21 protein-coding genes are annotated in these 20,406 nt (G+C 72.3%); 13 read left to right on the forward strand and 8 right to left on the reverse strand.

Annotation, left to right across the window (positions count from 1 at the left end; genetic code table 11):
- Nucleotides 1-97: 97 nt before the first annotated feature.
- From AC068A_RS19670 to AC068A_RS19685, 4 genes are all read right to left on the reverse strand, one after another.
- Nucleotides 98-1,066 (reverse strand): COX15/CtaA family protein, encoded by a 969-nt coding sequence (locus tag AC068A_RS19670; RefSeq protein ID WP_478586508.1) that lies wholly within the window; start codon nucleotides 1,064-1,066, stop codon nucleotides 98-100.
- A gap of 25 nt (nucleotides 1,067-1,091) precedes the next feature.
- The gene (locus tag AC068A_RS19675) at nucleotides 1,092-2,240 is read right to left on the reverse strand and encodes a hypothetical protein (protein WP_478586509.1); all 1,149 of its coding nucleotides are present in this window, start codon (nucleotides 2,238-2,240) and stop codon (nucleotides 1,092-1,094) included.
- Nucleotides 2,241-2,325: 85 nt separating this feature from the next.
- Entirely contained in the window at nucleotides 2,326-3,108 is a 783-nt protein-coding gene (locus AC068A_RS19680) for an ABC transporter permease (protein ID WP_478586510.1), read from the reverse strand.
- Entirely contained in the window at nucleotides 3,105-4,031 is a 927-nt protein-coding gene (locus AC068A_RS19685; protein WP_478586512.1) for an ABC transporter ATP-binding protein, read from the reverse strand. Before AC068A_RS19685 ends, AC068A_RS19680 begins: the two co-directional genes overlap by 4 nt.
- Before the next feature lie 208 nt (nucleotides 4,032-4,239).
- Here AC068A_RS19685 and AC068A_RS19690 point away from each other — a divergent pair, with 208 nt between their 5' ends.
- The 10 genes from AC068A_RS19690 (at nucleotide 4,240) to AC068A_RS19735 (ending at nucleotide 11,957) form a co-directional block, all read left to right on the forward strand.
- Nucleotides 4,240-5,001, forward strand: a complete 762-nt coding sequence (locus AC068A_RS19690; RefSeq protein WP_478586514.1) for a helix-turn-helix transcriptional regulator — start codon at nucleotides 4,240-4,242, stop codon at nucleotides 4,999-5,001.
- The gene (gene sufB / locus AC068A_RS19695; RefSeq protein ID WP_478586516.1) at nucleotides 4,998-6,413 is read left to right on the forward strand and encodes a Fe-S cluster assembly protein SufB; all 1,416 of its coding nucleotides are present in this window, start codon (nucleotides 4,998-5,000) and stop codon (nucleotides 6,411-6,413) included. The genes AC068A_RS19690 and sufB overlap by 4 nt, the downstream gene beginning before the upstream one ends.
- A 76-nt stretch (nucleotides 6,414-6,489) precedes the next feature.
- Nucleotides 6,490-7,668 (forward strand): Fe-S cluster assembly protein SufD, encoded by a 1,179-nt coding sequence (gene sufD, locus AC068A_RS19700; RefSeq protein WP_478586518.1) that lies wholly within the window; start codon nucleotides 6,490-6,492, stop codon nucleotides 7,666-7,668.
- The gene (locus tag AC068A_RS19705) at nucleotides 7,668-7,985 is read left to right on the forward strand and encodes a bifunctional 3-phenylpropionate/cinnamic acid dioxygenase ferredoxin subunit (RefSeq protein ID WP_478586520.1); all 318 of its coding nucleotides are present in this window, start codon (nucleotides 7,668-7,670) and stop codon (nucleotides 7,983-7,985) included. Before sufD ends, AC068A_RS19705 begins: the two co-directional genes overlap by 1 nt.
- A gap of 7 nt (nucleotides 7,986-7,992) precedes the next feature.
- The gene (sufC, locus tag AC068A_RS19710) at nucleotides 7,993-8,766 is read left to right on the forward strand and encodes a Fe-S cluster assembly ATPase SufC (RefSeq protein WP_478586521.1); all 774 of its coding nucleotides are present in this window, start codon (nucleotides 7,993-7,995) and stop codon (nucleotides 8,764-8,766) included.
- Entirely contained in the window at nucleotides 8,763-10,019 is a 1,257-nt protein-coding gene (locus AC068A_RS19715; protein ID WP_478586523.1) for a cysteine desulfurase, read from the forward strand. The genes sufC and AC068A_RS19715 overlap by 4 nt, the downstream gene beginning before the upstream one ends.
- A 25-nt stretch (nucleotides 10,020-10,044) precedes the next feature.
- A complete protein-coding gene (sufU, locus tag AC068A_RS19720) occupies nucleotides 10,045-10,506 on the forward strand; it encodes a Fe-S cluster assembly sulfur transfer protein SufU (protein ID WP_361087774.1) in 462 nt (153 codons plus the stop codon).
- On the forward strand, nucleotides 10,503-10,847 hold the full coding sequence (locus AC068A_RS19725) for a metal-sulfur cluster assembly factor (protein ID WP_007263433.1): 345 nt from the start codon (nucleotides 10,503-10,505) through the stop codon (nucleotides 10,845-10,847). Before sufU ends, AC068A_RS19725 begins: the two co-directional genes overlap by 4 nt.
- A 229-nt stretch (nucleotides 10,848-11,076) precedes the next feature.
- Entirely contained in the window at nucleotides 11,077-11,397 is a 321-nt protein-coding gene (locus tag AC068A_RS19730; RefSeq protein ID WP_478586525.1) for a DMT family transporter, read from the forward strand.
- Nucleotides 11,397-11,957: a TetR/AcrR family transcriptional regulator gene (locus tag AC068A_RS19735; protein WP_478586527.1), complete on the forward strand. Its 561-nt coding sequence runs from the start codon at nucleotides 11,397-11,399 to the stop codon at nucleotides 11,955-11,957. The genes AC068A_RS19730 and AC068A_RS19735 overlap by 1 nt, the downstream gene beginning before the upstream one ends.
- A 123-nt stretch (nucleotides 11,958-12,080) precedes the next feature.
- Here the strand turns inward: AC068A_RS19735 and AC068A_RS19740 are convergent, their stop codons facing one another.
- Complete coding sequence (locus tag AC068A_RS19740) at nucleotides 12,081-12,959, reverse strand: winged helix-turn-helix transcriptional regulator (protein ID WP_478586529.1); 879 nt, start codon at nucleotides 12,957-12,959, stop codon at nucleotides 12,081-12,083.
- Nucleotides 12,960-13,064: 105 nt separating this feature from the next.
- Here AC068A_RS19740 and AC068A_RS19745 point away from each other — a divergent pair, with 105 nt between their 5' ends.
- Together AC068A_RS19745 and dapD are read left to right on the forward strand one after the other, a co-directional pair.
- A complete protein-coding gene (locus AC068A_RS19745; RefSeq protein ID WP_478586531.1) occupies nucleotides 13,065-14,297 on the forward strand; it encodes an MFS transporter in 1,233 nt (410 codons plus the stop codon).
- Between the two features lie 9 nt (nucleotides 14,298-14,306).
- Nucleotides 14,307-15,287, forward strand: coding sequence for a 2,3,4,5-tetrahydropyridine-2,6-dicarboxylate N-succinyltransferase (gene dapD, locus AC068A_RS19750; RefSeq protein WP_478586533.1), 981 nt, complete (start codon nucleotides 14,307-14,309; stop codon nucleotides 15,285-15,287).
- A 146-nt stretch (nucleotides 15,288-15,433) separates the two neighbouring features.
- Here the strand turns inward: dapD and AC068A_RS19755 are convergent, their stop codons facing one another.
- The 3 genes from AC068A_RS19755 to AC068A_RS19765 all read right to left on the reverse strand — a co-directional run bounded on the left by AC068A_RS19755 (nucleotide 15,434) and on the right by AC068A_RS19765 (nucleotide 18,295).
- Nucleotides 15,434-15,709 (reverse strand): hypothetical protein, encoded by a 276-nt coding sequence (locus AC068A_RS19755; RefSeq protein WP_478586535.1) that lies wholly within the window; start codon nucleotides 15,707-15,709, stop codon nucleotides 15,434-15,436.
- A gap of 188 nt (nucleotides 15,710-15,897) precedes the next feature.
- Nucleotides 15,898-16,335, reverse strand: a complete 438-nt coding sequence (locus AC068A_RS19760; RefSeq protein ID WP_478586537.1) for a GNAT family N-acetyltransferase — start codon at nucleotides 16,333-16,335, stop codon at nucleotides 15,898-15,900.
- Between the two features lie 115 nt (nucleotides 16,336-16,450).
- Nucleotides 16,451-18,295 carry an endonuclease/exonuclease/phosphatase family protein gene (locus AC068A_RS19765; protein ID WP_478586539.1) on the reverse strand — a complete coding sequence of 615 codons (1,845 nt, stop codon included), beginning with the start codon at nucleotides 18,293-18,295 and terminating at the stop codon, nucleotides 16,451-16,453.
- 395 nt (nucleotides 18,296-18,690) lie between these two features.
- Between AC068A_RS19765 and AC068A_RS19770 the strand changes: the two genes are divergently transcribed.
- Complete coding sequence (locus AC068A_RS19770; protein ID WP_478586541.1) at nucleotides 18,691-20,220, forward strand: hypothetical protein; 1,530 nt, start codon at nucleotides 18,691-18,693, stop codon at nucleotides 20,218-20,220.
- Nucleotides 20,221-20,406: the final 186 nt, after the last annotated feature.

Consider the following 20,406-nt stretch of genomic DNA (forward strand, 5'->3'; position numbering starts at 1 on the left):
CGACGCGGCGGGCACGGGGGAGCCGGGCCGTCGCGGTGGACGGCCCGGCTCGTGCGCGGGGCGTTCCTCGGGCAGAGCGGCGCGCGGACCGGGCGGATCAGAGCGCGGAGAGCTGCGGGTCGCTCTGCGCCGGGATGCCCGCCTGCTCGACCGGGCGCTCCCGGAGGCTGAGCGCCACGCGGAGCACCGCGATCCACACCAGGCAGGACCCCAGCATGTGGGCGCCGACCAGGACCTCGGGCAGGTCCGTGAAGAACTGCACGTAGCCGATGGCGCCCTGCGCGAGGAGGACGACGAGCAGGTCCCGGGCGCGGGCCCGGGTGTCGTCCGGGGCGTCCACCACCCGCAGCACCAGCCACATGGCGACGGCGAGCGCGCACACCACCCAGGCGGCGACGGCGTGCACGTGGGCCGTGGACTCCCAGTCGAAGGGCATCCGCGGCACCTCGCTGCTGTCGCCGGCGTGCGGCCCGGAGCCGGTCACCACGGTGCCCGCGGCGATCAGCACGGCGGTGGTGGCCATCAGGCCCCACGACAGCTTGCGCACCGGGCCCGGCACCCGCGGCTTGGCGGTGCCGTCGCCCTCGCGGGCGCGCTGCCAGGTGAGCGTCGTGACGGTGATCAGCGCGGTGGCGAGCAGGAAGTGCCCGGCCACGCTCCACGGGTTGAGCTTGGTGTGGACGGTGATCCCGCCGAGCACGGCGTTGGCGCCGACGATCCAGAACTGGGCCCAGCCGAGCTTGGTCAGGGACCGGCGCCACGGCTTGGCGCAGCGGGCCGCCAGGATGCACCAGCCGACGGCTGCACTGACCACGTAGGTCAGCATGCGGTTGCCGAACTCGATGGCGCCGTGGATGCCCTGGGCCTGCGTGGTGATCAGGCTGTCGTCGGTGCACTTGGGCCAGGTGTCGCAGCCCAGACCCGATCCGGTCAGCCGCACGGCGCCGCCGGTGACGACGATGACGACGGTCATGGTGAGCGCGGCGAGTGCGGCACGCTGGACGATCCGGGGTGAGGGCGTCCAGCGGGCGGCGAGGTAGGCGAGGGGGTTCAACACGCCCCCCATCGTAGGCGGCCCCTTGTGCAAACTTTCACGAGGGGTCCGCGTCCAGCACCCGGCCGTGCGTGTCGGGGCCTGCGAGCAGCCGGAACCGGGCCCCGGAGGGATCGCCCTCCGCGTGCCACCAGACCAGGACGCGCCAGTAGGCGCCGTCGCCGGGGTAGTCCGGGGACGACCGGAAGCTCCGTATGAGTTCGTCCCCTATATCCTCGGCTGTCCTGTTCCGTACCTCGCTGCTGCTGCGCCAGTGATCCCCCCGGACCTCCCACAGCCCGTCGGGGCCGCGCACCTCGAAGCGCCACACGGCCAGCCACGGGGTGACCTCCAGCATCGTCCGCACCTGCTCGGCGTCCAGCCGGAGCCGGTCCGCGATCACGGGCTCGGCCGCCCCGCCGATCCGGGCCGCCACCACGGCCTGCGGCAGCAGCCGCTCGGGCAGCAGCCCCCGCGCGCGCAGGTTCGCCAGTGCGTCGAAGGACAGGAAGCGCATCCGCAGCCGGAGCTGCCGGCCGATGTGGTCGAGGGCCTCCTCCGCCTCCCGGGCCTCCTCCGGGGCGGGACCGGAGAGCAGCAGGCGGCGGAAGCCCTCCTCGGCGTCCACCGCCCAGGCCACCGCCTCCTCGGCGAGACCCAGCTCCGCCAGCCGGTCCGCGAGGAACACCCCGGCCTGCGCCAGGCCCCGCCGGTTGACCGGATCCTGCTGGTCCAGGCTGCTCCAGACCTCCACTGCGGTCCGGGTCAGGTCGCGGGCCCGCTCCCCCGCCGCCCGCTCGATGGCGCTCGGTCCGTGCTCCGCCGCCGCGCCCAGCGGGTAGCGGGGCAGCCGGTCGGCGTCGCTGAGCGGCCAGGCCAGCCAGACCCCCTGGTTGATCAGCCCCCGGGCGTACCAGCGGGCGTACTCCGGCCCGTGCCCGGCGGCCTGCTGCGCGTAGCGCAGGCCCTCCTCGATCGCCGCGAGCGCCCCGGCGCGGTCGCCGCCGGCGAACCGGCGGGCCGCCAGATCGCCCAGGCGCAGCCCGAGCCGCGCCGCGCACTCGGGATCGTTCGCGGCCGGCCCGCGCAGTGCGCCGATCAGCTCCCCGAGCAGCGTCTCCGCTGTCGCGTACTCGGCCTGCTCCGCCCCCGACCGGATCCGTGCCCACCGCTCGTCCAGCCGCAGCACGGCTTCCCGCTCCCCCATGTGTCCGCCCCCCGGCGTCCTGATGGGCGCCGCCCCTGTGCGGCGGCGCCCGTGGTCTGCCAGACCAACGTCCGGGAGCCGGGATTCACTCCCAGCGGAACAGCTTCCCGGCGGCGCCGAGGCCGAGGACGGCCCACCCGGCCAGCACGGCGACGTCGGCCCAGGGCAGCGGGGCCCCGTGCTGGAGCACCTCGCGCAGCCCGTCCGACAGCGCCGAGATCGGCAGCAGCCCGAGCACCGCCTGGGCCGCGCCGGGGAACTTCTCCAGCGGCACGATCACCCCGCCGCCCACCAGCAGCAGCAGGAACACCAGATTCGCCGCGGCCAGCGTGACCTCCGCCCTGAGCGTGCCCGCCATCAGCAGCCCGAGCCCGGAGAAGGCGGCCGTGCCCAGCAGGAGCAGCAGCGCCGCGGACAGCGGGTTCCCCTGCGGGGACCAGCCCAGGGCCAGCGCGATCACTGTCAGCAGTGCGACCTGGAGCACCTCCGTGACCAGCACGGACAGCGTCTTGGCGGCCATCAGCGCCCAGCGGGGCAGTGGTGAGGCGCCGAGCCGCTTGAGCACCCCGTAGCGCCGGTCGAAGCCGGTGGCGATGGCCTGCCCGGTGAAGGCGGTGGACATCACGGCGAGCGCGAGCACGCCCGGGGCCAGGAAGTCCACGGACTTCCCGGACCCCCCTTCTCGAACCGGCACGGCGACGATGTCGACCACCGAGAACAGCGTCAGCAGCAGCGCCGGGATGATCACGGTCAGCAGCAGCTGCTCCCCGTTGCGCAGCAGCATCCGGGTCTCCAGCGCCGTCTGGGCGAGGATCATGCGGGACACGGGCGCGGCCCCCGGGCGCGGGGCGAACGTACCGGCGCTCATGCGCGCAGCTCCTTACCGGTGAGCTCCAGGAAGACGTCTTCGAGGGTGTGCCGCTCCACCGAGAGGGTGTCCGGCATGACCCCGTGCTGGGCGCACCAGGAGGTGACGGTGGCCAGCATCTGCGGGTCGACGTCGCCGGTGACCCGGTAGACGCCCGGGGTGAGCTCGGCGGCCTCGGTGCCGTCGGGCAGCGCCTTGAGCAGGGAGGCGAGGTCCAGGGAGGGGCGGCCGGTGAAGCGCAGGGTGTTCTCGGCGCCGCCGCGGCACAGCTGCTCGGGGCTGCCGTGGGCGATGACCTTCCCGGCGTCGACGACGGCCACCTCGTCGGCGAGCTGCTCGGCCTCGTCCATGTGGTGGGTGGTGAGGACGATGCCGACCCCGTCGGCGCGCAGCTCCCGTACGAGGTCCCAGGTGGCGCGGCGGGCCTGCGGGTCCAGGCCCGCGGTCGGCTCGTCCAGGAAGACCAGCTCCGGGCGGCCCACCACGGCCATGGCCAGCGACAGGCGCTGCTGCTGGCCGCCGGAGAGCCGGCGGTAGGGGGTGCGGCCGCAGCCGCCCAGCCCGAGCCGCTCCACCAGGCTGCCCACGTCGAGCGGGTCGGCGTACAGCCGGGCCATGTGGCGCAGCATCTCGACGGCGCGGGCCCCGGAGTAGACGCCGCCGGACTGGAGCATGACGCCGACCCGCGGGCGCAGGGCCGCGGCCTGGGCGACCGGGTCGAGGCCGAGGACGCGCACGGTCCCGGCGTCGGGGCGCAGGTACCCCTCGCAGGTTTCGACGGTGGTCGTCTTGCCCGCGCCGTTGGGGCCGAGGACGGCGGTGACCGCGCCCCTGGGGACGGTGAGGTCGAGACCGTCCACCGCCGTCTTGGGGCCGTACCGTTTCACCAGTCCGCGGATCTCCACGGCGGGGTCGTTGCGCATGCGGGTGAGTCTACGGAGCGGTACGGGCGGTCGGGGGCCACGGGGCAGGGTTCCCCCGCCCGGTGCATCGCTGCTGGCCAGGCCCTCGGACCCGGGCCTTTCCCTCACTCTCCGTAGACAGGTTAGGTAACCCTTAGTGATGGAGGACACCAGGGGTGGTGTCCGTCACGGCTTGTCGGCCCTCCGGTAATTACGCAACAATGGCGTTGTGAAATACGGCGAACGGCTGATCGAGACCCCCCAGGGGGAACTCGCTACCGGGGAGCGGTCAACCCGCAACCGGGTCGCGCGGTCCATCCTGGACCACGGTCCGTCCACCGTCGCCGACCTCGCCGCGCGTCTCGGCCTCACCCAGGCCGCCGTCCGCCGCCACCTCGACACCCTCGTCGCCGACGACGTGGTCGAGGCCCGTGAGCAGCGGGTGTACGGCACGCGCACCCGAGGCCGGCCGGCCAAGGTCTTCGCGCTCACCGACTGCGGCCGCGACGCCTTCGACCAGTCCTACGACTCGCTCGCCGCGGACGCGATGCGCTGGATCGCGCAGACCGCCGGCGGAGGCGAGAAGGGCGAGGCGGCCGTGGCGGCCTTCGCCAGGGCGCGGATGGAGGCCCAGGCCGAGGCATACCGCACGGCGGTCGACGCAGCCGCCCCCGTGGACCGCGCCGGGGCCCTTGCCAAGGCGTTGACCGCGGACGGGTACGCTGCCACGGCGAAGAGCGCTCCCGGTCCGCACAGCGGTGAACAGCTCTGCCAGCACCACTGCCCGGTGGCCCACGTAGCCGAGCAGTTCCCGCAGCTCTGCGAGGCGGAGACCGAGGTCTTCTCCCGTCTGCTCGGGACCCATGTGCAGCGCCTCGCCACGATCGCCCACGGCGACGGGGTGTGCACCACCTTCATCCCGCGTGGCGCGGGCACAGCACAGTCCAACACATCAGCATCTGCAAGCACGGCCGGGAGGAACCCCGCATGACCACGGAGACTGCTCACCCTGAGCTCGAGGGTCTGGGCAACTACGAGTACGGCTGGGCCGACTCCGACGAGGCGGGCGCGGCGGCCAAGCGAGGCCTGTCGGAAGAGGTCGTCCGGGACATCTCGGCGAAGAAGAACGAGCCCGAGTGGATGCTGAAGCTCCGCCTCAAGGGTCTGAAGCTCTTCGACAAGAAGCCCATGCCGACCTGGGGCTCCGACCTGTCCGGCATCGACTTCGACAACATCAAGTACTTCGTGCGCTCCACCGAGAAGCAGGCCGCTTCCTGGGAGGAACTGCCCGAGGACATCAAGAACACGTACGACAAGCTCGGCATCCCGGAGGCGGAGAAGCAGCGCCTCGTCGCCGGTGTCGCGGCCCAGTACGAGTCCGAGGTCGTCTACCACCAGATCCGCGAGGACCTGGAGGAGCAGGGCGTCATCTTCGTCGACACCGACACCGCGCTGAAGGAGCACGAGGAGCTCTTCAAGGAGTACTTCGGCACGGTCATCCCGGTCGGCGACAACAAGTTCGCCTCGCTGAACACCGCCGTGTGGTCGGGCGGCTCCTTCATCTACGTGCCGAAGGGCGTGCACGTCGAGATCCCGCTCCAGGCCTACTTCCGCATCAACACGGAGAACATGGGCCAGTTCGAGCGGACGCTGATCATCGTCGATGAGGACGCCTACGTCCACTACGTCGAGGGCTGCACCGCCCCGATCTACTCCTCCGACTCGCTGCACAGCGCGGTCGTCGAGATCATCGTGAAGAAGGGCGGCCGCTGCCGCTACACGACCATCCAGAACTGGTCGAACAACGTCTACAACCTGGTCACCAAGCGCGCCGTGGCGTACGAGGGCGCGACCATGGAGTGGATCGACGGCAACATCGGCTCCAAGGTCACCATGAAGTACCCGGCCGTCTACCTGATGGGCGAGCACGCCAAGGGCGAGACCCTGTCCATCGCCTTCGCGGGCGAGGGCCAGCACCAGGACGCCGGCTCCAAGATGGTCCACATGGCGCCGAACACCTCCTCGAACATCGTCTCCAAGTCGGTGGCGCGAGGCGGCGGCCGCACCTCCTACCGCGGCCTGGTCGAGATCGGCGAGGGTGCCGCCGGGTCGAAGAGCAACGTCCTGTGCGACGCCCTGCTCGTCGACACCATCTCCCGCTCCGACACCTACCCGTACGTCGACGTCCGCGAGGACGACGTGACGATGGGCCACGAGGCGACCGTCTCCAAGGTCTCCGAGGACCAGCTCTTCTACCTGATGGCCCGCGGCCTGACCGAGTTCGAGGCCATGGCGATGATCGTGCGCGGCTTCGTCGAGCCGATCGCCAAGGAGCTGCCGATGGAGTACGCGCTGGAGCTCAACCGGCTGATCGAGCTGCAGATGGAGGGCTCGGTCGGATAGTCCCGGCCGCCCGAGATCCCAGCACATTCTTTGACGCAGACAGTGTTCTTTTAAGAGAGTGAGCACAACGACAGCCATGGCTGAGGCTCAGAACATCCCGGTGGGCTCCACCACCGCCGGCTCCATCGCGGTGGCCGCCGAGTCCACCGTCGCCACCCGGATGAGCGCCCCGCCGTCCTTCGACGTGGCGGACTTCCCCATCCCCCACGGCCGCGAGGAGGAGTGGCGCTTCACCCCGCTGGGGCGGCTGCGCGGACTCCACGACGGCACCGCGGTGGCCAGCGGAACCATGAAGGCCCAGATCGACGCGCCCGAGGGCGTCACCGTCGAGACGGTCGAGCGCGGTGACGAGCGCATCGGCAAGGCCGGCACCCCGGTGGACCGGGTCGCCGCCCAGGCCTTCACCTCGTTCGCCAAGGCCACGGTCGTCACCGTGCCCAAGGAGACCGTGCTCGCCGAGCCGATCCGCGTCGCCCTGCACGGCGAGGGCGGCACGACCTTCGGCCACACCGTCTTCGACATCAAGCCGTTCGCCGAGGCGATCATCGTCATCGACCACACCGGTGACGGCGTGCGCGCCGCCAACGTCGACGTCCTCGTCGGCGACGGCGCCAAGGTGACCTTCGTGTCCGTGCAGGACTGGGACGACACCGCCGTCCACACCTCCCAGCACAACGCCCTGCTCGGCCGCGACGCCACCTTCAAGTCGGTCGTCGTCACCTTCGGCGGTGACCTCGTCCGCATCCACCCGCGCGTGAGCTACTCCGGCCCCGGCGGCGAGGCCGAGATGCTCGGCCTGTACTTCACCGACGCCGGCCAGCACCAGGAGCACCGCCTCCTGGTCACCCACGACGCCCCGCACTGCAAGTCCCACGTGGTCTACAAGGGTGCGCTCCAGGGCCAGGACGCCCACGCCGTCTGGATCGGCGACGTCCTGATCGAGAAGAGCGCCGAGGGCACCGACACGTACGAGATGAACCGCAACCTCGTCCTCACGGACGGCGCGCGGGTCGACTCGGTGCCGAACCTCGAGATCGAGACCGGCGAGATCGTCGGCGCCGGCCACGCCTCCGCGACCGGCCGCTTCGACGACGAGCAGCTGTTCTACCTGCAGGCCCGCGGCATCCCGGCCGACGAGGCCCGCCGCCTGGTCGTGCGCGGCTTCTTCGCCGAGCTCGTCCAGCAGATCGGTGTCGGCGACATCGAGGAGCGCCTCATCGCCAAGATCGAGGCCGAGCTCGAGGCGTCCGTCTGATGACCTACATCAAGGCCTGTGCGCTGAGCGAGCTGGAGGAGAACACCCCCAAGCGGGTGGAACTCGACGGCACGCCGGTGTCCATCGTGTCCACCGAGGGATCGGTGTACGCGATCAACGACATCTGCTCGCACGCGAACGTCTCGCTCTCGGAGGGCGAGGTCGAGGACTGCATGATCGAGTGCTGGCTGCACGGATCGGCCTTCGACCTGCGCACCGGCAAGCCGTCCGGGCTGCCCGCGACGCGCCCCGTTCCCGTATACCCCGTAAAGATCGAAGGGGACGACGTGCTCGTCTCCCTCACCCAGGAGTCCTGAGGCACCCATGGCAACGCTTGAAATCCACGACCTGCACGTCTCCGTCGAGACTGGTGACTCGGCGAGTGGCACCCGCGAGATCCTCAAGGGTGTCGACCTCACCGTCAAGCAGGGTGAGACGCACGCCATCATGGGCCCCAACGGCTCCGGCAAGTCCACCCTGGCGTACTCGCTCGCCGGCCACCCGAAGTACACCATCACCGGTGGCTCGGTGACCCTCGACGGCGAGGACGTCCTGGAGATGTCCGTCGACGAGCGCGCCCGCGCCGGCGTCTTCCTCGCCATGCAGTACCCGGTCGAGGTCCCCGGTGTCTCGGTCTCCAACTTCCTGCGCACCTCCGCCACCGCCGTCCGCGGCGAGGCCCCCAAGCTGCGCACCTGGGTGAAGGAGGTCAAGGAGGCCATGGAGCGTCTCCAGATGGACCCCGCCTTCGCCGAGCGCAACGTCAACGAGGGCTTCTCCGGCGGTGAGAAGAAGCGGCACGAGATCCTCCAGCTGGAGCTCCTCAAGCCGAAGATCGCGATCCTCGACGAGACCGACTCCGGCCTCGACGTCGACGCCCTGCGCATCGTCTCCGAGGGCGTCAACCGCGTCCGCGAGACCGGCGAGGTCGGCACCCTGCTGATCACCCACTACACGCGCATCCTGCGCTACATCAAGCCCGACTTCGTGCACGTGTTCGCGAACGGCCGCATCGCCGAGTCCGGCGGCGCCGAGCTCGCCGACCAGCTGGAGGCCGAGGGTTACGACAAGTACGTGAAGGGTGGCGCGACCGCGTGACACAGCTGCCTGGCCTCCTCGACATCGAGGCGATCCGCAAGGACTTCCCCCTGCTGGATCGTGTGGTCCACGACGGGAAGAAGGTCGTTTACCTGGACAACGCGGCGACCTCGCAGAAGCCGCGCCAGGTGCTCGACGCGCTGAACGAGTACTACGAGCAGCACAACGCCAACGTCCACCGTGGCGTGCACGTGCTCGCCGAGGAGGCCACGGCGCTGTACGAGGGCGCTCGCGACAAGGTCGCCGCCTTCATCAACGCGCCGAGCCGCGACGAGGTGATCTTCACCAAGAACGCCTCGGAGTCGCTCAACCTGGTCGCGAACATGCTCGGCTGGGCGGACGAGCCCTACCGGGTCGACCGCGAGACCGAGATCGCCATCACGGAGATGGAGCACCACTCCAACATCGTGCCGTGGCAGCTGCTCTCGCAGCGCACCGGCGCGAAGCTGAAGTGGTTCGGCCTCACCGACGAGGGCCGGCTCGACCTGTCCAACATCGAAGAGGTCATCACGGAGAAGACGAAGATCGTCTCCTTCACGCTGGTCTCCAACATCATGGGCACCGTCAACCCGGTCGAGGCGATCGTCCGGCGAGCCCAGGACGTCGGCGCCCTGGTGCTGGTCGACGCCTCCCAGGCCGCTCCGCACATGCCGCTGGACGTGCAGGCGCTCGGCGCCGACTTCGTGGCCTTCACCGGCCACAAGATGTGCGGCCCGACCGGCATCGGTGTCCTCTGGGGCCGCCAGGAGCTCCTGGAGGACCTGCCTCCGTTCCTCGGCGGCGGCGAGATGATCGAGACCGTGTCGATGCACGCCTCGACGTACGCCCCGGCACCCCACAAGTTCGAGGCGGGTACACCCCCGATCGCCCAGGCCGTCGGCCTCGGCGCGGCGGTGGACTACCTGTCCGCGATCGGCATGGACAAGATCGCCGCGCACGAGCACGCGATCACCGAGTACGCGATCAAGCGCCTCGCCGAGGTGCCCGACCTGCGGATCATCGGCCCCACCACGGCCGAGGACCGCGGCGCCGCGATCTCCTTCGTACTCGGCGACATCCACCCGCACGACGTCGGCCAGGTGCTGGACGAACAGGGCATCGCGGTCCGCGTGGGACACCACTGCGCGCGCCCGGTCTGCCTGCGCTACGGAATTCCGGCGACGACGCGAGCGTCTTTCTACCTGTACTCCTCTCCGGCCGATGTCGACGCGCTGATCGACGGGCTGGAGCACGTACGGAACTTCTTCGCCTGACCAGGGCCACGAGGACGAGGACGCTGTGAAGCTGGATTCGATGTACCAGGAGCTCATCCTGGACCACTACAAGCACCCGCACGGGCGTGGCCTGCGCGAGGGCGACGCCGAGGTGCACCACGTCAATCCGACGTGTGGCGACGAGATCACGCTGCGTGTGAAGTACGACGGCGAGACGCTCACCGACGTCTCGTACGAGGGCCAGGGCTGCTCGATCAGCCAGGCCAGCGCGTCCGTGCTGAACGAGCTGCTCGTCGGCAAGCAGCTGTCCGAGGCGCAGCGGATCCAGGCCACGTTCCTGGAGCTGATGCAGTCCAAGGGCAAGATCGAGCCGGACGAGGAGATGGAGGAGGTGCTGGAGGACGCGGTCGCGTTCGCCGGCGTCTCCAAGTACCCCGCGCGTGTCAAGTGTGCTCTGCTGAGCTGGATGGCGTGGAAGGACGCGACCGCCCAGGTGCTGGGCGGCGCGGAGAGGAAGACGGCATGACCGAGAACGCGACGCCCGAGGCGTCGATCAAGCCGGCCACCGAGGAGGAGGTCCGCGAGGCCCTCTACGACGTGGTCGACCCCGAGCTGGGCATCGACGTCGTCAACCTGGGCCTGATCTACGGCATCCACATCGACGACGCCAACATCGCCACCCTCGACATGACGCTGACCTCGGCGGCCTGCCCGCTGACGGACGTCATCGAGGACCAGGCGAAGTCGGCGACGGAGGGCATCGTCAACGAACTGCGCATCAACTGGGTCTGGATGCCGCCGTGGGGTCCGGACAAGATCACGGACGACGGCCGTGAGCAGCTGCGCGCGCTCGGCTTCAACGTCTGACACCACCTTCCGCACACCGCGGAGCGGGACTTCGAGGGCCCCCGGCACGTCCGTGCCGGGGGCCCTCGCCGTTCGTGCGGCGGAGGCGCGGCGCGCACCCGGAGTGGAAGGCCCGCGCGGCCCGGTTCACGCCGGGCCGGCCCGAGGCCGGTCACCGGCGGCCGGGGCATGTGTACCGGCGGCCGGGGTATGTGTACGGCCGTCCACAACGTTGTGTACTGTCGTACACATGCCCTACGTACTGCTTGCCGCCGCCATCGCCGCCGAGGTCGCCGGGACCACCACCATGAAGTTCAGCGACGGGTTCACCAAGCTGTGGCCCTCGCTGGGCACGGTGGCGGGGTACCTCATCGCCTTCACGCTGCTCGCGCAGACGCTGAAGTCGATGTCGGTGGGCACGGCCTACGCCATATGGGCCGGCGTCGGCACCGCCGCCATCGCCGCCATCGGCATGGTGTTCCTGGGCGAGGCCGCGACCGCGGCGAAGCTCGCCGGCATCGCGCTGATCATCGCCGGGGTGGTGCTCGTCAACCTGGGCGGGGCGCACTGATGGCGGCCGGAGCCGTCCGCCGGTACGACCCCGAGCGGCGGCAGCGGATCATCGACGCGGCGATCCGCGTGGTCGGCGCCAAGGGCATCGCCGGGCTGAGCCACCGCACGGTGGCCGCGGAGGCGGACGTGCCGCTGGGCTCGACCACGTACCACTTCCGCACGCTGGACGACCTGCTGGTCGCGGCCCTGTCCCAGGCCAACGCGGCCTTCGAGGAGGCCGTCGCCGCCTCCCCGGCGCTGGCCGACGCCGATGCCGACCTGCCCGGTGCGCTGGCCCGGCTGCTCGGCGAGTTCCTCGAGGGGGACCGGGGGCGCGCGGAGCTGGAGTACGAGCTCTACCTCGCGGCGCTGCGCCGCCCCGCGCTGCGCCCCGTCGCCGCCCAGTGGTGCGAGTCCGTCGCCGCGGCCCTGTCGACGCGGACGGACCCGGTGACGGCCCGGGCGCTGGTGGCGGCCATGGACGGGATCAGCCTCCAGGTGCTCCTGACGGACGGCCGGTACGACGAGGCGTACGCGCGCGAGGTGCTGGCCCGCATCCTGCGCCCGGTCGAGGGCTGACGGCCGAGGCCTGAGGCCGAGGGCTGACGGCGGGGGGCGGGCGGCCGGGCACGGACGGCGGGGGACGGACGGCCGGGCGGCGGCGGGGCGCGGCGGCCGCGGGCAGTCGGGATCGGGCGGTCGTCAGGACAGGGCGCGGACCGCCGCCAGGGCCGCGGTCACGCCCGCCTCGATGTCGCGGATCGGGTAGATCGCCTCGCGCACCGTCCGGTCCCGGTCCAGCACCAGGGTCAGCCGCTTGATCCGGCTCACCCCCGCCGCGCGGAACGTCGGCAGCCGCAGGGCGGCCGTCAGTCCCAGGTCCGCGTCGGAGAGGAGCGGGAAGCGCAGCCGCTCGGCCTCCGCGAACGCGCGCTGCTCGTCGGGCCGCTGGGTCGAGACCCCGTGGACCGTCGCCCCCGCCGCCGTGAACTCCGCGAGCTGGTCGCGGTACGTGCACGACTCCAGCGTGCAGCCCTTCGCGCCCGGGATCCCGGCCCAGCCGGGCGGATAGGACTCGGCCCGGGCGTACGCGCCGGGGAAGCAGTACAGGACCGTGAACGGGGTGTCGGCCGCGACCGGGTCGCGGAGCTCGCCGAACCGGTCCGGCAGCAGGAGCTCCGGTACGCGCCGCCCGCGCAGCCCGTGCACCCGCTCCGCTTCCCGCGAGGCCTCTTGCGTCGTCGCCGTCATCTCTCCCTCTCCCAGGACCCACGCGTCACCCCAGTCCTGGAGGGCCACCAGGACCGGCAGCAGTCCCCGCCCGCGCGGGGTCAGCCGGTACTCGTGCCGCACCGGGCGCTCCTGGTACGGCTCACGCGTCAGCACCCCGGCCTCGACCAGCAGTTTCAGCCGCTCGGCCAGCACCTTCCGGGACACCCCCAGCTCGCGCTGGAACTCCTCGAAGCGGTGCAGCCCGCGCGCGGCGTCCCGCACGATCAGCAGCGTCCACCAGTCGCCCACGACGTCGAGGGCCTGGGCGATCGAGCAGTCCGCGTCGCCGAGGTGCGTGCGCTGGGCCATGGGCACTCCTTCGTCCGTTGACCCAAGGCTGTCATGCTGACATAGTCCGTTCCCAAAAGGAACTAACTGATCACTCGCTGAATCCCACGGGGGGAGCGGAACGGCATGGTGCAAGGACTCAGAGACGTGCCCAGAGTGGTGTGGCTGCTGGCGGGCGGAGTGTTCGTCAACGCCGTCGTCAGCTTCACCTTCGTCTTCGTCTTCCTCTACCTGACCGGCCCCCGCGGCCTCGGCACCGCCCAGGCGGGCCTGGTCACCGGCATCGGCGGCATCGGCCTCGTCGCCGGGAACTTCACCGGCGGCTGGTACGGCGACCGCTTCGGCCACCGCCGCGTCCTGCTCGCCGCCTCCACCCTCGGCGGCCTCACCCTCATGGCCTTCCCGCTGCTGCCCGCGCCCGGGCTGTACGCCGCCCTGCCACTCGCCCAGTACGCCTCCGGCGTGGTCCGGGCCGCGAACTCGGCGCTGGTCGCGGTGACCGTCCCCGAGGGCGCCCGCCGCCAGGCCTTCGCCGTCGTACGCTGCGTCTCCAACGGCGGCTTCACCCTCGGCCCGCCGCTGGGCGCGCTGATCGCGACCGGACTCTCGTACGACTGGCTCTTCGTCGCCGACGGCCTCGGCACCCTGCTCTTCGCCCTGTGGACCGCGCGGGTCGTCCCCGCCCGCGGCGCCGCCGCCCGCACCCCCGCCGCCCCCGACGGGGCGCCCGGCCGCAGCCTGTGGGCGGAGCTCCGCGCCCGGCCCGCCGTACTCGTCCTCCTCGGCGCGATCCTGGTGACCGACCTCGTCTACCGCCAGCAGTACGGCACCTTCCCCGTCTTCCTCGCCGACCACGGCCTCGACACCCGGGACTTCGGCTTCGTGATCGCCCTCAACGGCGCCGTCATCCTGCTCCTGGAACTGCCCGCCGCCGTCGCCCTGCGCGCCCGGCCGCCGCTGCCCGTCATCGGGGCCGGGCTGCTGCTGGTGGGAGCCGGGTACGCGGCGCTGCTCCCCGGAGCCGGAGCCGGGACCGCGGCCTCGATGATCGTGCTGCTGAGCCTCGGCGAGATCCTCTACAAGACCACGGCCACCGCCTACGTCGCCGACCAGGCGCCCGAGCACGCCGTCGGCCGGTTCCAGAGCCTGTACGCGGGGGTCTCCGTCAGCGGCGTCGTCCTCGGGCCGCCGCTCGGCGGGGCCCTGTACGCGGCCGCGCCCGGGCTGCTGTGGCCGCTGTGCGCGGTACTGGCCGGCGGGGCGGGCGCCGCGGTGCTGTACGCGGCCCGGCGCCCGGTGCGACACGGGCTGCGCCCGGCACCTGAGACCGGTTCGCAACCTCGGGCCGTGGCCGGTTAGGTTTCCCGTATGACTGCTACCCGTACCACCGGCGCCGCCGCCGCCGGACTCGCCACCCTCGCCGCCGACGGCACCGTCCTCGACACCTGGTTCCCCGCCCCCGAGCTGGTCGCCGAGCCCGGCCCGGCCGGCACCGAGCGCCTCACCGCCGAGCAGGCCGTGGAACTGCTGGGCGCCGCCGCGGCCAAGGCGATCCGCAAGGACGAGGTGCGCGGTGTCGAGGTCGTGGCCGTCCGCACCGTGATCGCCTCCCTGGAGGACAAGCCGCAGGACGCGCACGACGCGTACCTGCGCCTGCACCTGCTCAGCCACCGCCTGGTCAAGCCGCACGGCCAGAACCTGGACGGCGTCTTCGGGCTGCTCGCCAACGTCGCCTGGACCTCCCTCGGCCCGGTCGCCGTGGACCAGGTCGAGACCGTGCGCCTGAACGCGCGCGCCGAGGGCCTGCACCTCCAGGTCACCTCGATCGACAAGTTCCCGCGGATGACCGACTACGTCGCCCCCAAGGGCGTGCGCATCGCCGACGCGGACCGGGTCCGCCTCGGCGCGCACCTCGCCGAGGGCACCACCGTCATGCACGAGGGCTTCGTCAACTTCAACGCCGGCACGCTCGGCACCTCCATGGTCGAGGGCCGCATCTCCGCGGGCGTCGTCATCGGCGACGGCTCCGACATCGGCGGCGGCGCCTCCACCATGGGCACCCTGTCCGGCGGCGGCAAGCAGATCATCTCGGTCGGCGAGCGCTGCCTGATCGGCGCGGAGGCGGGCATCGGTATCGCGCTCGGCGACGAGTGCGTCGTCGAGGCCGGCCTCTACCTCACCGCGGGCACCCGCGTCACCCTGCCGGACGGCGAGATCGTCAAGGCGCTGACCCTCTCGGGCGCCAACAACATCCTCTTCCGCCGCAACTCGGTCACCGGCGCCGTCGAGGCCCGCCCGAACAACGCGGTCTGGGGCGGCCTGAACGACGTCCTGCACAGCCACAACTGATCCCCCGGCGGGTCGGCCCGGCCGGTGTGTGCTCCCTCCCCGAGCGGGGGAGCGCACACCGGCCGCGCGCGTTTTCGGGGGCCGGCCGGGCGGAAGCCCGGTGGCCGGCGCCGGGGCGGCGGGTCAGTGCCGGTTCAAGGCCGGGGTCAGTGCTGGGGGAGGGTGCGGATCGAGCGGACCAGGCTCCGGAAGGCCTCCTCCTCCGCCTCGGTCAGCTCGACCGACTCCATCGGGTGCGCCTCCGGGCGGCGCTGGGCGGGGATCGCGGCGAGCCCGGCGAAGCCGGCGCGGGGCTCGGGCTCCGGGTGGCGGTGGAAGCGGGGGCCCCACAGCATGCGGCCGAAGCCGGCCAGCCACAGGAGGACGGCCACGAGCAGGACAGCGAGGCCGATTTCCTGGGCGGGGGAGATCGAGGGGAGCACGCGGACCTCCGGGCGACGAGCAGGGCAAGACCGGGCGTGGACACACTCAACACCACAACCCGGGCCGGAGGGGCCGGGATGTGGCGAGCGTCACGCCAGGTGTGAAAGTCCCCGACTTTCCCGGAGTGCCCCTTTTCCCGGCTCCACAACCGCCGGGCTGCCGCTCCCCGCCCTGCCGGCGCCGGCGCTCACGGCTCCAGGTGCAGCTTGAAGCCCTCGTGGCTGCGTGCGAAGCCGAGCCGCTCGTAGAACCGGTGGGCGGCGCCGCGCCGCTTGTTGCTGGTCAGCTGGACCAGCCCGCAGCCGCGCCCGCGGGCCCGCTCCACCGCGAGCCGCATCAGCTCGGCGCCGAGGCCGCCGCCGCGCCGGTCCGCGCGGATCCGTACCGCCTCCACCAGCGCCCGCTCGCGGCCGCCCTGCCCGAGGCCGGGTATGTACGTCAGCTGGAGGCAGCCCACCAGTTCGTCCCCGTCGGCGAGGACCAGCATCTCGTTGCGGGTGTCCGCCGCGATGGCGGCGAAGGCCCGCTCGTGGGCCTCGGTGACCTCGGCCCGCCCGGCGCCGTTGTCGTCCAGCAGGGCGAGTACGGCGGGCAGGTCCCGGCGGATGGCTTCGCGGAAGATCATGGCCGGAAGTGTGGCAGGGGGCCCGGCCGGGACGGCGGCCGGGCCCCCTGCGGACCGGGAGGCCGCAGCCCCGCGGGGAGGTCCCACGGGGCTGCGGTGCGGGCGGTGCCGTGTGTTACGGGCGGAAGCGCAGCACCTGCGGGTCGTGGTCGCTGTTCTGCGCCGAGAACTCCGCGTTGATGTGCACGCTGTCGTACGTGTAGCCCCTGACCGCCGGGCTGACCAGGATCTGGTCCAGCACCTGGGCGTTGCCCTGGAAGACGTACGAGTAGCGCTCCGACTTCGGCAGCGACTTGATGGCCGAGTACAGCGCGCCGCCGTCCTCCAGTGCCTTCGTCGTGCCCGAGAACTCGAAGTCGTTGATGTCGCCGAGGGCGAGGACCTTGGCGTTCTTGTCGACCGCCAGGAGCTCCTTGACGAAGGCGTTCACGGCCTGCGCCTGCTGCAGGCGCTTGGCCTCGGAGGGGCGCGCCGGCGGCTGGTGGTGGGAGGTCAGGGCCTCGTCGCCGCCCTTCGAACCGAAGTGGTTGGCGATCACGAAGACCGGGCGGCCGCGGAAGACGAACTCGCCGGCCAGCGGCTTGCGGCTGTCCTTCCACGCGGGGTTCGCCGGGTCGATGCGGCCCGGGGAGTGGGTGAGGGCCGCGCGGCCCTGCTCCGTCGTCACGCCGGTCGCGGTGGTGGCGTCGCCGGCGGCGCGGTCGGTGAAGGAGACCCGGGCGGGGTTGAACAGGAACACCTGGCGGATGTTGCCGCCGGGCTCGCCGCCGTCCTGGTTGTTCGACGGGTTGACGGTGCGCCACTGGTAGGCCGGGCCGCCCGCGGCCGCGATCGCCGCCGTGAACTTGGCCAGGGTCTGCTCCGCGGACACCGTGCCGTCGTTCTTGGCGCCGTTGTCGTCCTGGATCTCCTCCAGGGCCAGGATGTCGGGCGAGGCCAGGTTCTCCACGACCGCCTTCCCGAGCGCGTCGAACTTCTCCTGCGGGTCGGTCGGGTCGAGGTTCTCGACGTTGTACGTGGCCACCGCGAGCTCGCCCGGCGCCTGCGCCTTGGTCCTCTCGGGGGCGATGGTGCCCTTGGCGAGGGTGCCCAGGGTGCGGGCCACCAGGGTGTAGCCGCCGAACTGGTTGAAGTCCAGCGGGCCTTCGGTGGTGCCGGTCAGCTTGTCGCCGACGTTGGCGACCGGGAAGGGCTGCTGCGCGAGCGGGGCCAGCTGCTGGACCTTCAGCCGGCCGGTGTTCTGGGACTCGTAGGAGCCGTAGAGGGTACCGCCGCGCTTGGCGGTGTTCTCCCAGCCCTTGACCGTGACCCACAGCTCGCCGTACTCGGCGGCGGTGGCGCCGACCACGCGGGAGGTGCCGATGGCGACGTTCATGCCCTCCAGGGACTCGTAGAAGTCCAGGGCGTGGCGCGAGGGGTCCAGGGGCAGGCCGTTGATGCTGCCGCCGGCGGCCGGGTCGCCCGCGGGGGCGTACGCGGCGGGCACCGTGTACTCGTTGACGGCGGCGGCCTCGGGCAGGGCGTTGCCCGAGGAGACCACGGTGACGGCCGGCTTGGATATCTGGGTGACCGACTGGTTGCCGGAGTTGACGCCGCCGGGGATGTACTCGCCGACCAGGCCGGAGACCTTGACGGCGTCGCCGACGGCGACGGTCGGGGCCGAGCCCGTGAAGACGAAGATGCCCTCGCTGGTGGCCGCGTTGTCGTCGGCGTCGGGGTCCTGCATCCAGAAGCCGCGCGAGCCGTAGGTGCGCACACCCGTCACGATGCCCGCGACGTCGGCGACCTGCTTGCCGTTCAGCGGGGATATCCGGGTGGTGCCCTGGATGTCGTGGATGCGTACCGCGCTGTCGGACGCGGTGCCTTCGGCCGCGTCGGCGGTGCCCGTGAGCAGGCCGGTGGCGAGGGCGCCCGCGACGAGGGCCGCGACGGCGGCGGAGCGGGGGTGCGAGGAGTGCATGGTCAGGTACTCCGGTGTGTGGAGGAGGAAAGCGGAGGGGGCGGTCGCGGTACTGCGTGGTGCCGTACAGCGGTGGTGCCGTGGTGCCGTGGTGCCGTGGTGCCGTAATGCCGTGGTGCGGTGACGCGGTACTGCGGTGCGAAATGGCCGGGAATCTGCGGTGGTTGACGGGCTGGCCGTGGTGGTCCGCAGGGATCCCGGGGTCCCCCGGATGTCTACGCGCGTCAATTTCCTGGGTGACCAGGGATGTTGTCAAGACCTCCAGGACATACGGAGGCTGACTGTGAGATGAACCAAAGGTGTGACCGCCGGACACGTCCGAATTGCGTCTACTCTGGTGCGCCGGACGGCCGCTGACGGCCCTCCGACCCACCGCGTCCGCGAGGAGACCACCCATGTCCGCAGAGCCGCGCTCCACCCTCCCGCCGGTACAGCTGCCCTCCGACGCGGAACTCGCCCGTGACGCCCTCGTCGCCCCTCTCTTCGCCCGCGCCGTCCGGCTGGCCCGCTGGGTCGGCCCCGCCACCCGCGTCGACGGCAACGGCGAACTCGACCCGGAGCAGCTGCCCGAGGCCGCCGCCGCACTCGGCCTCGACCCCGCCGACGCGGACGCCCGCGCGGACGCGAGCCAGGCGTGGCGGGCGGCCCTGGACACGGGCCTCGTCGAGCTGACCGAGCCCGACGGGCCGGGCGGGCCCGACGGGGAGGGCGGGCGGTCGGATGCGCCCGGGCGCCCGGAGGCGGCCGGGGCCGGGGAGTTCGGCGGCGCCGTGCCGGGCGAGGACCTGGCGCGGGTGGCCGGCGGCGCGCCGGCCGAGGTGCTCGACCTGTGGCTGTCCGCCCTGGACGCCGTCCTCGCGGACGCGGCCGTGCCCGAACTGGACGACCTCGTCGATGCGCTGGACGAGGGCGGCACCATCGACTTCGACCGGCTCGACTGGAACCCGCAGCAGGAGGCCGACTTCCTCGACGGGGTCCTCGCCAACCTCTACCTGCTCACCGTCGCCGAGGGCGGAGTCGACCGGGGCGGCGCCGTGCCGCTGCCCGTGCTCGCCGCCTCCATGGTGGTTCCGGACGGCATGTCCCGGCCCACGGACGCCATGCTGGAGCAGGTCTCGGACGCGATGATGCGCCTGGACGACCAGTTCCGGCAGTTGGAGCCGATCGGCCTGGTCGAGTACCGGCCCGTCGACGAGGCGGTGCTGGCGCAGACCGACGACGAGGAGCCCGGCGCGGCCGGCCCGCGCGAGCTCGACGCGGAGGAGGTGTCCCGGTACGGGATGGTCCGCCTCACTCCGCTCGGCCTGTACGGGCTCCGCGCGCGCATGCTGGAGGCCGGCATCGCCGCCCCCGTCGTCGGGGACCTCGCCGACAAGGGCGCGGACGCACTGCTCGACGTGGTCTGCGACTACCCCGAGGAGGCGGCCCAGGCCGAGATCGAGGTGTGGCTGGCCGGGCGTGAACTGCCCGCCGCGGTCGCCGAGCTGCTGGCTGCGGCCCGGGGCACGGACCAGGGCGCTCCGCTGCGCCGGCTGCGCTGCCAGCAGGCCCTCGCGTCGGCCGGAGCGGCGGCGGAGCCGGCGGTCCGGGCTGTGCTGGACGACCCGGAGCTGGGCGGGCTCGCCCGGGTGTGGCTCGCCGAGCGCGGGGCGGCCGACGTACCGGCGCCGGACGGGGCGATGGTGTACTGGCTGACCGTCGACACGCTCGCGGCGCAGCTGGCCGCGGACGGGGAGACGGCGGAACTGCCGCTGCTGATGGAGGCCCTGACCGCCCACCACACCGGCTTCTTCGACCAGGCGTGGCGGGTGGCGCACCCGGCGGCCGGGGAGGTTCTGGAGGCGATGGGCCGGCTGCACCCGGACCGGAAGGCGGCCAAGGAGGCCCGCAAGGCGGCGTACAAGGCGCGCTCGCGGCGGCCTTGACGACCCCCACAGGCACCGGGAGGACGCGCGCAGGGGCGCGCCCGGGCGTGCGCGCGCCCGGGTGTGAGCGGGAGGGGCTGCGGGGCGGCGGGCAGAGGGTGCGGAACGAGACGTTCCTGAGCGGGTGTCGGTCAATGCGGCCAGGCGGCAAGCGGACGGCTTGCCGCCGGGGGTAATTCAGCCGCC

This window comes from Streptomyces sp. NPDC043854 (assembly GCF_056436005.1).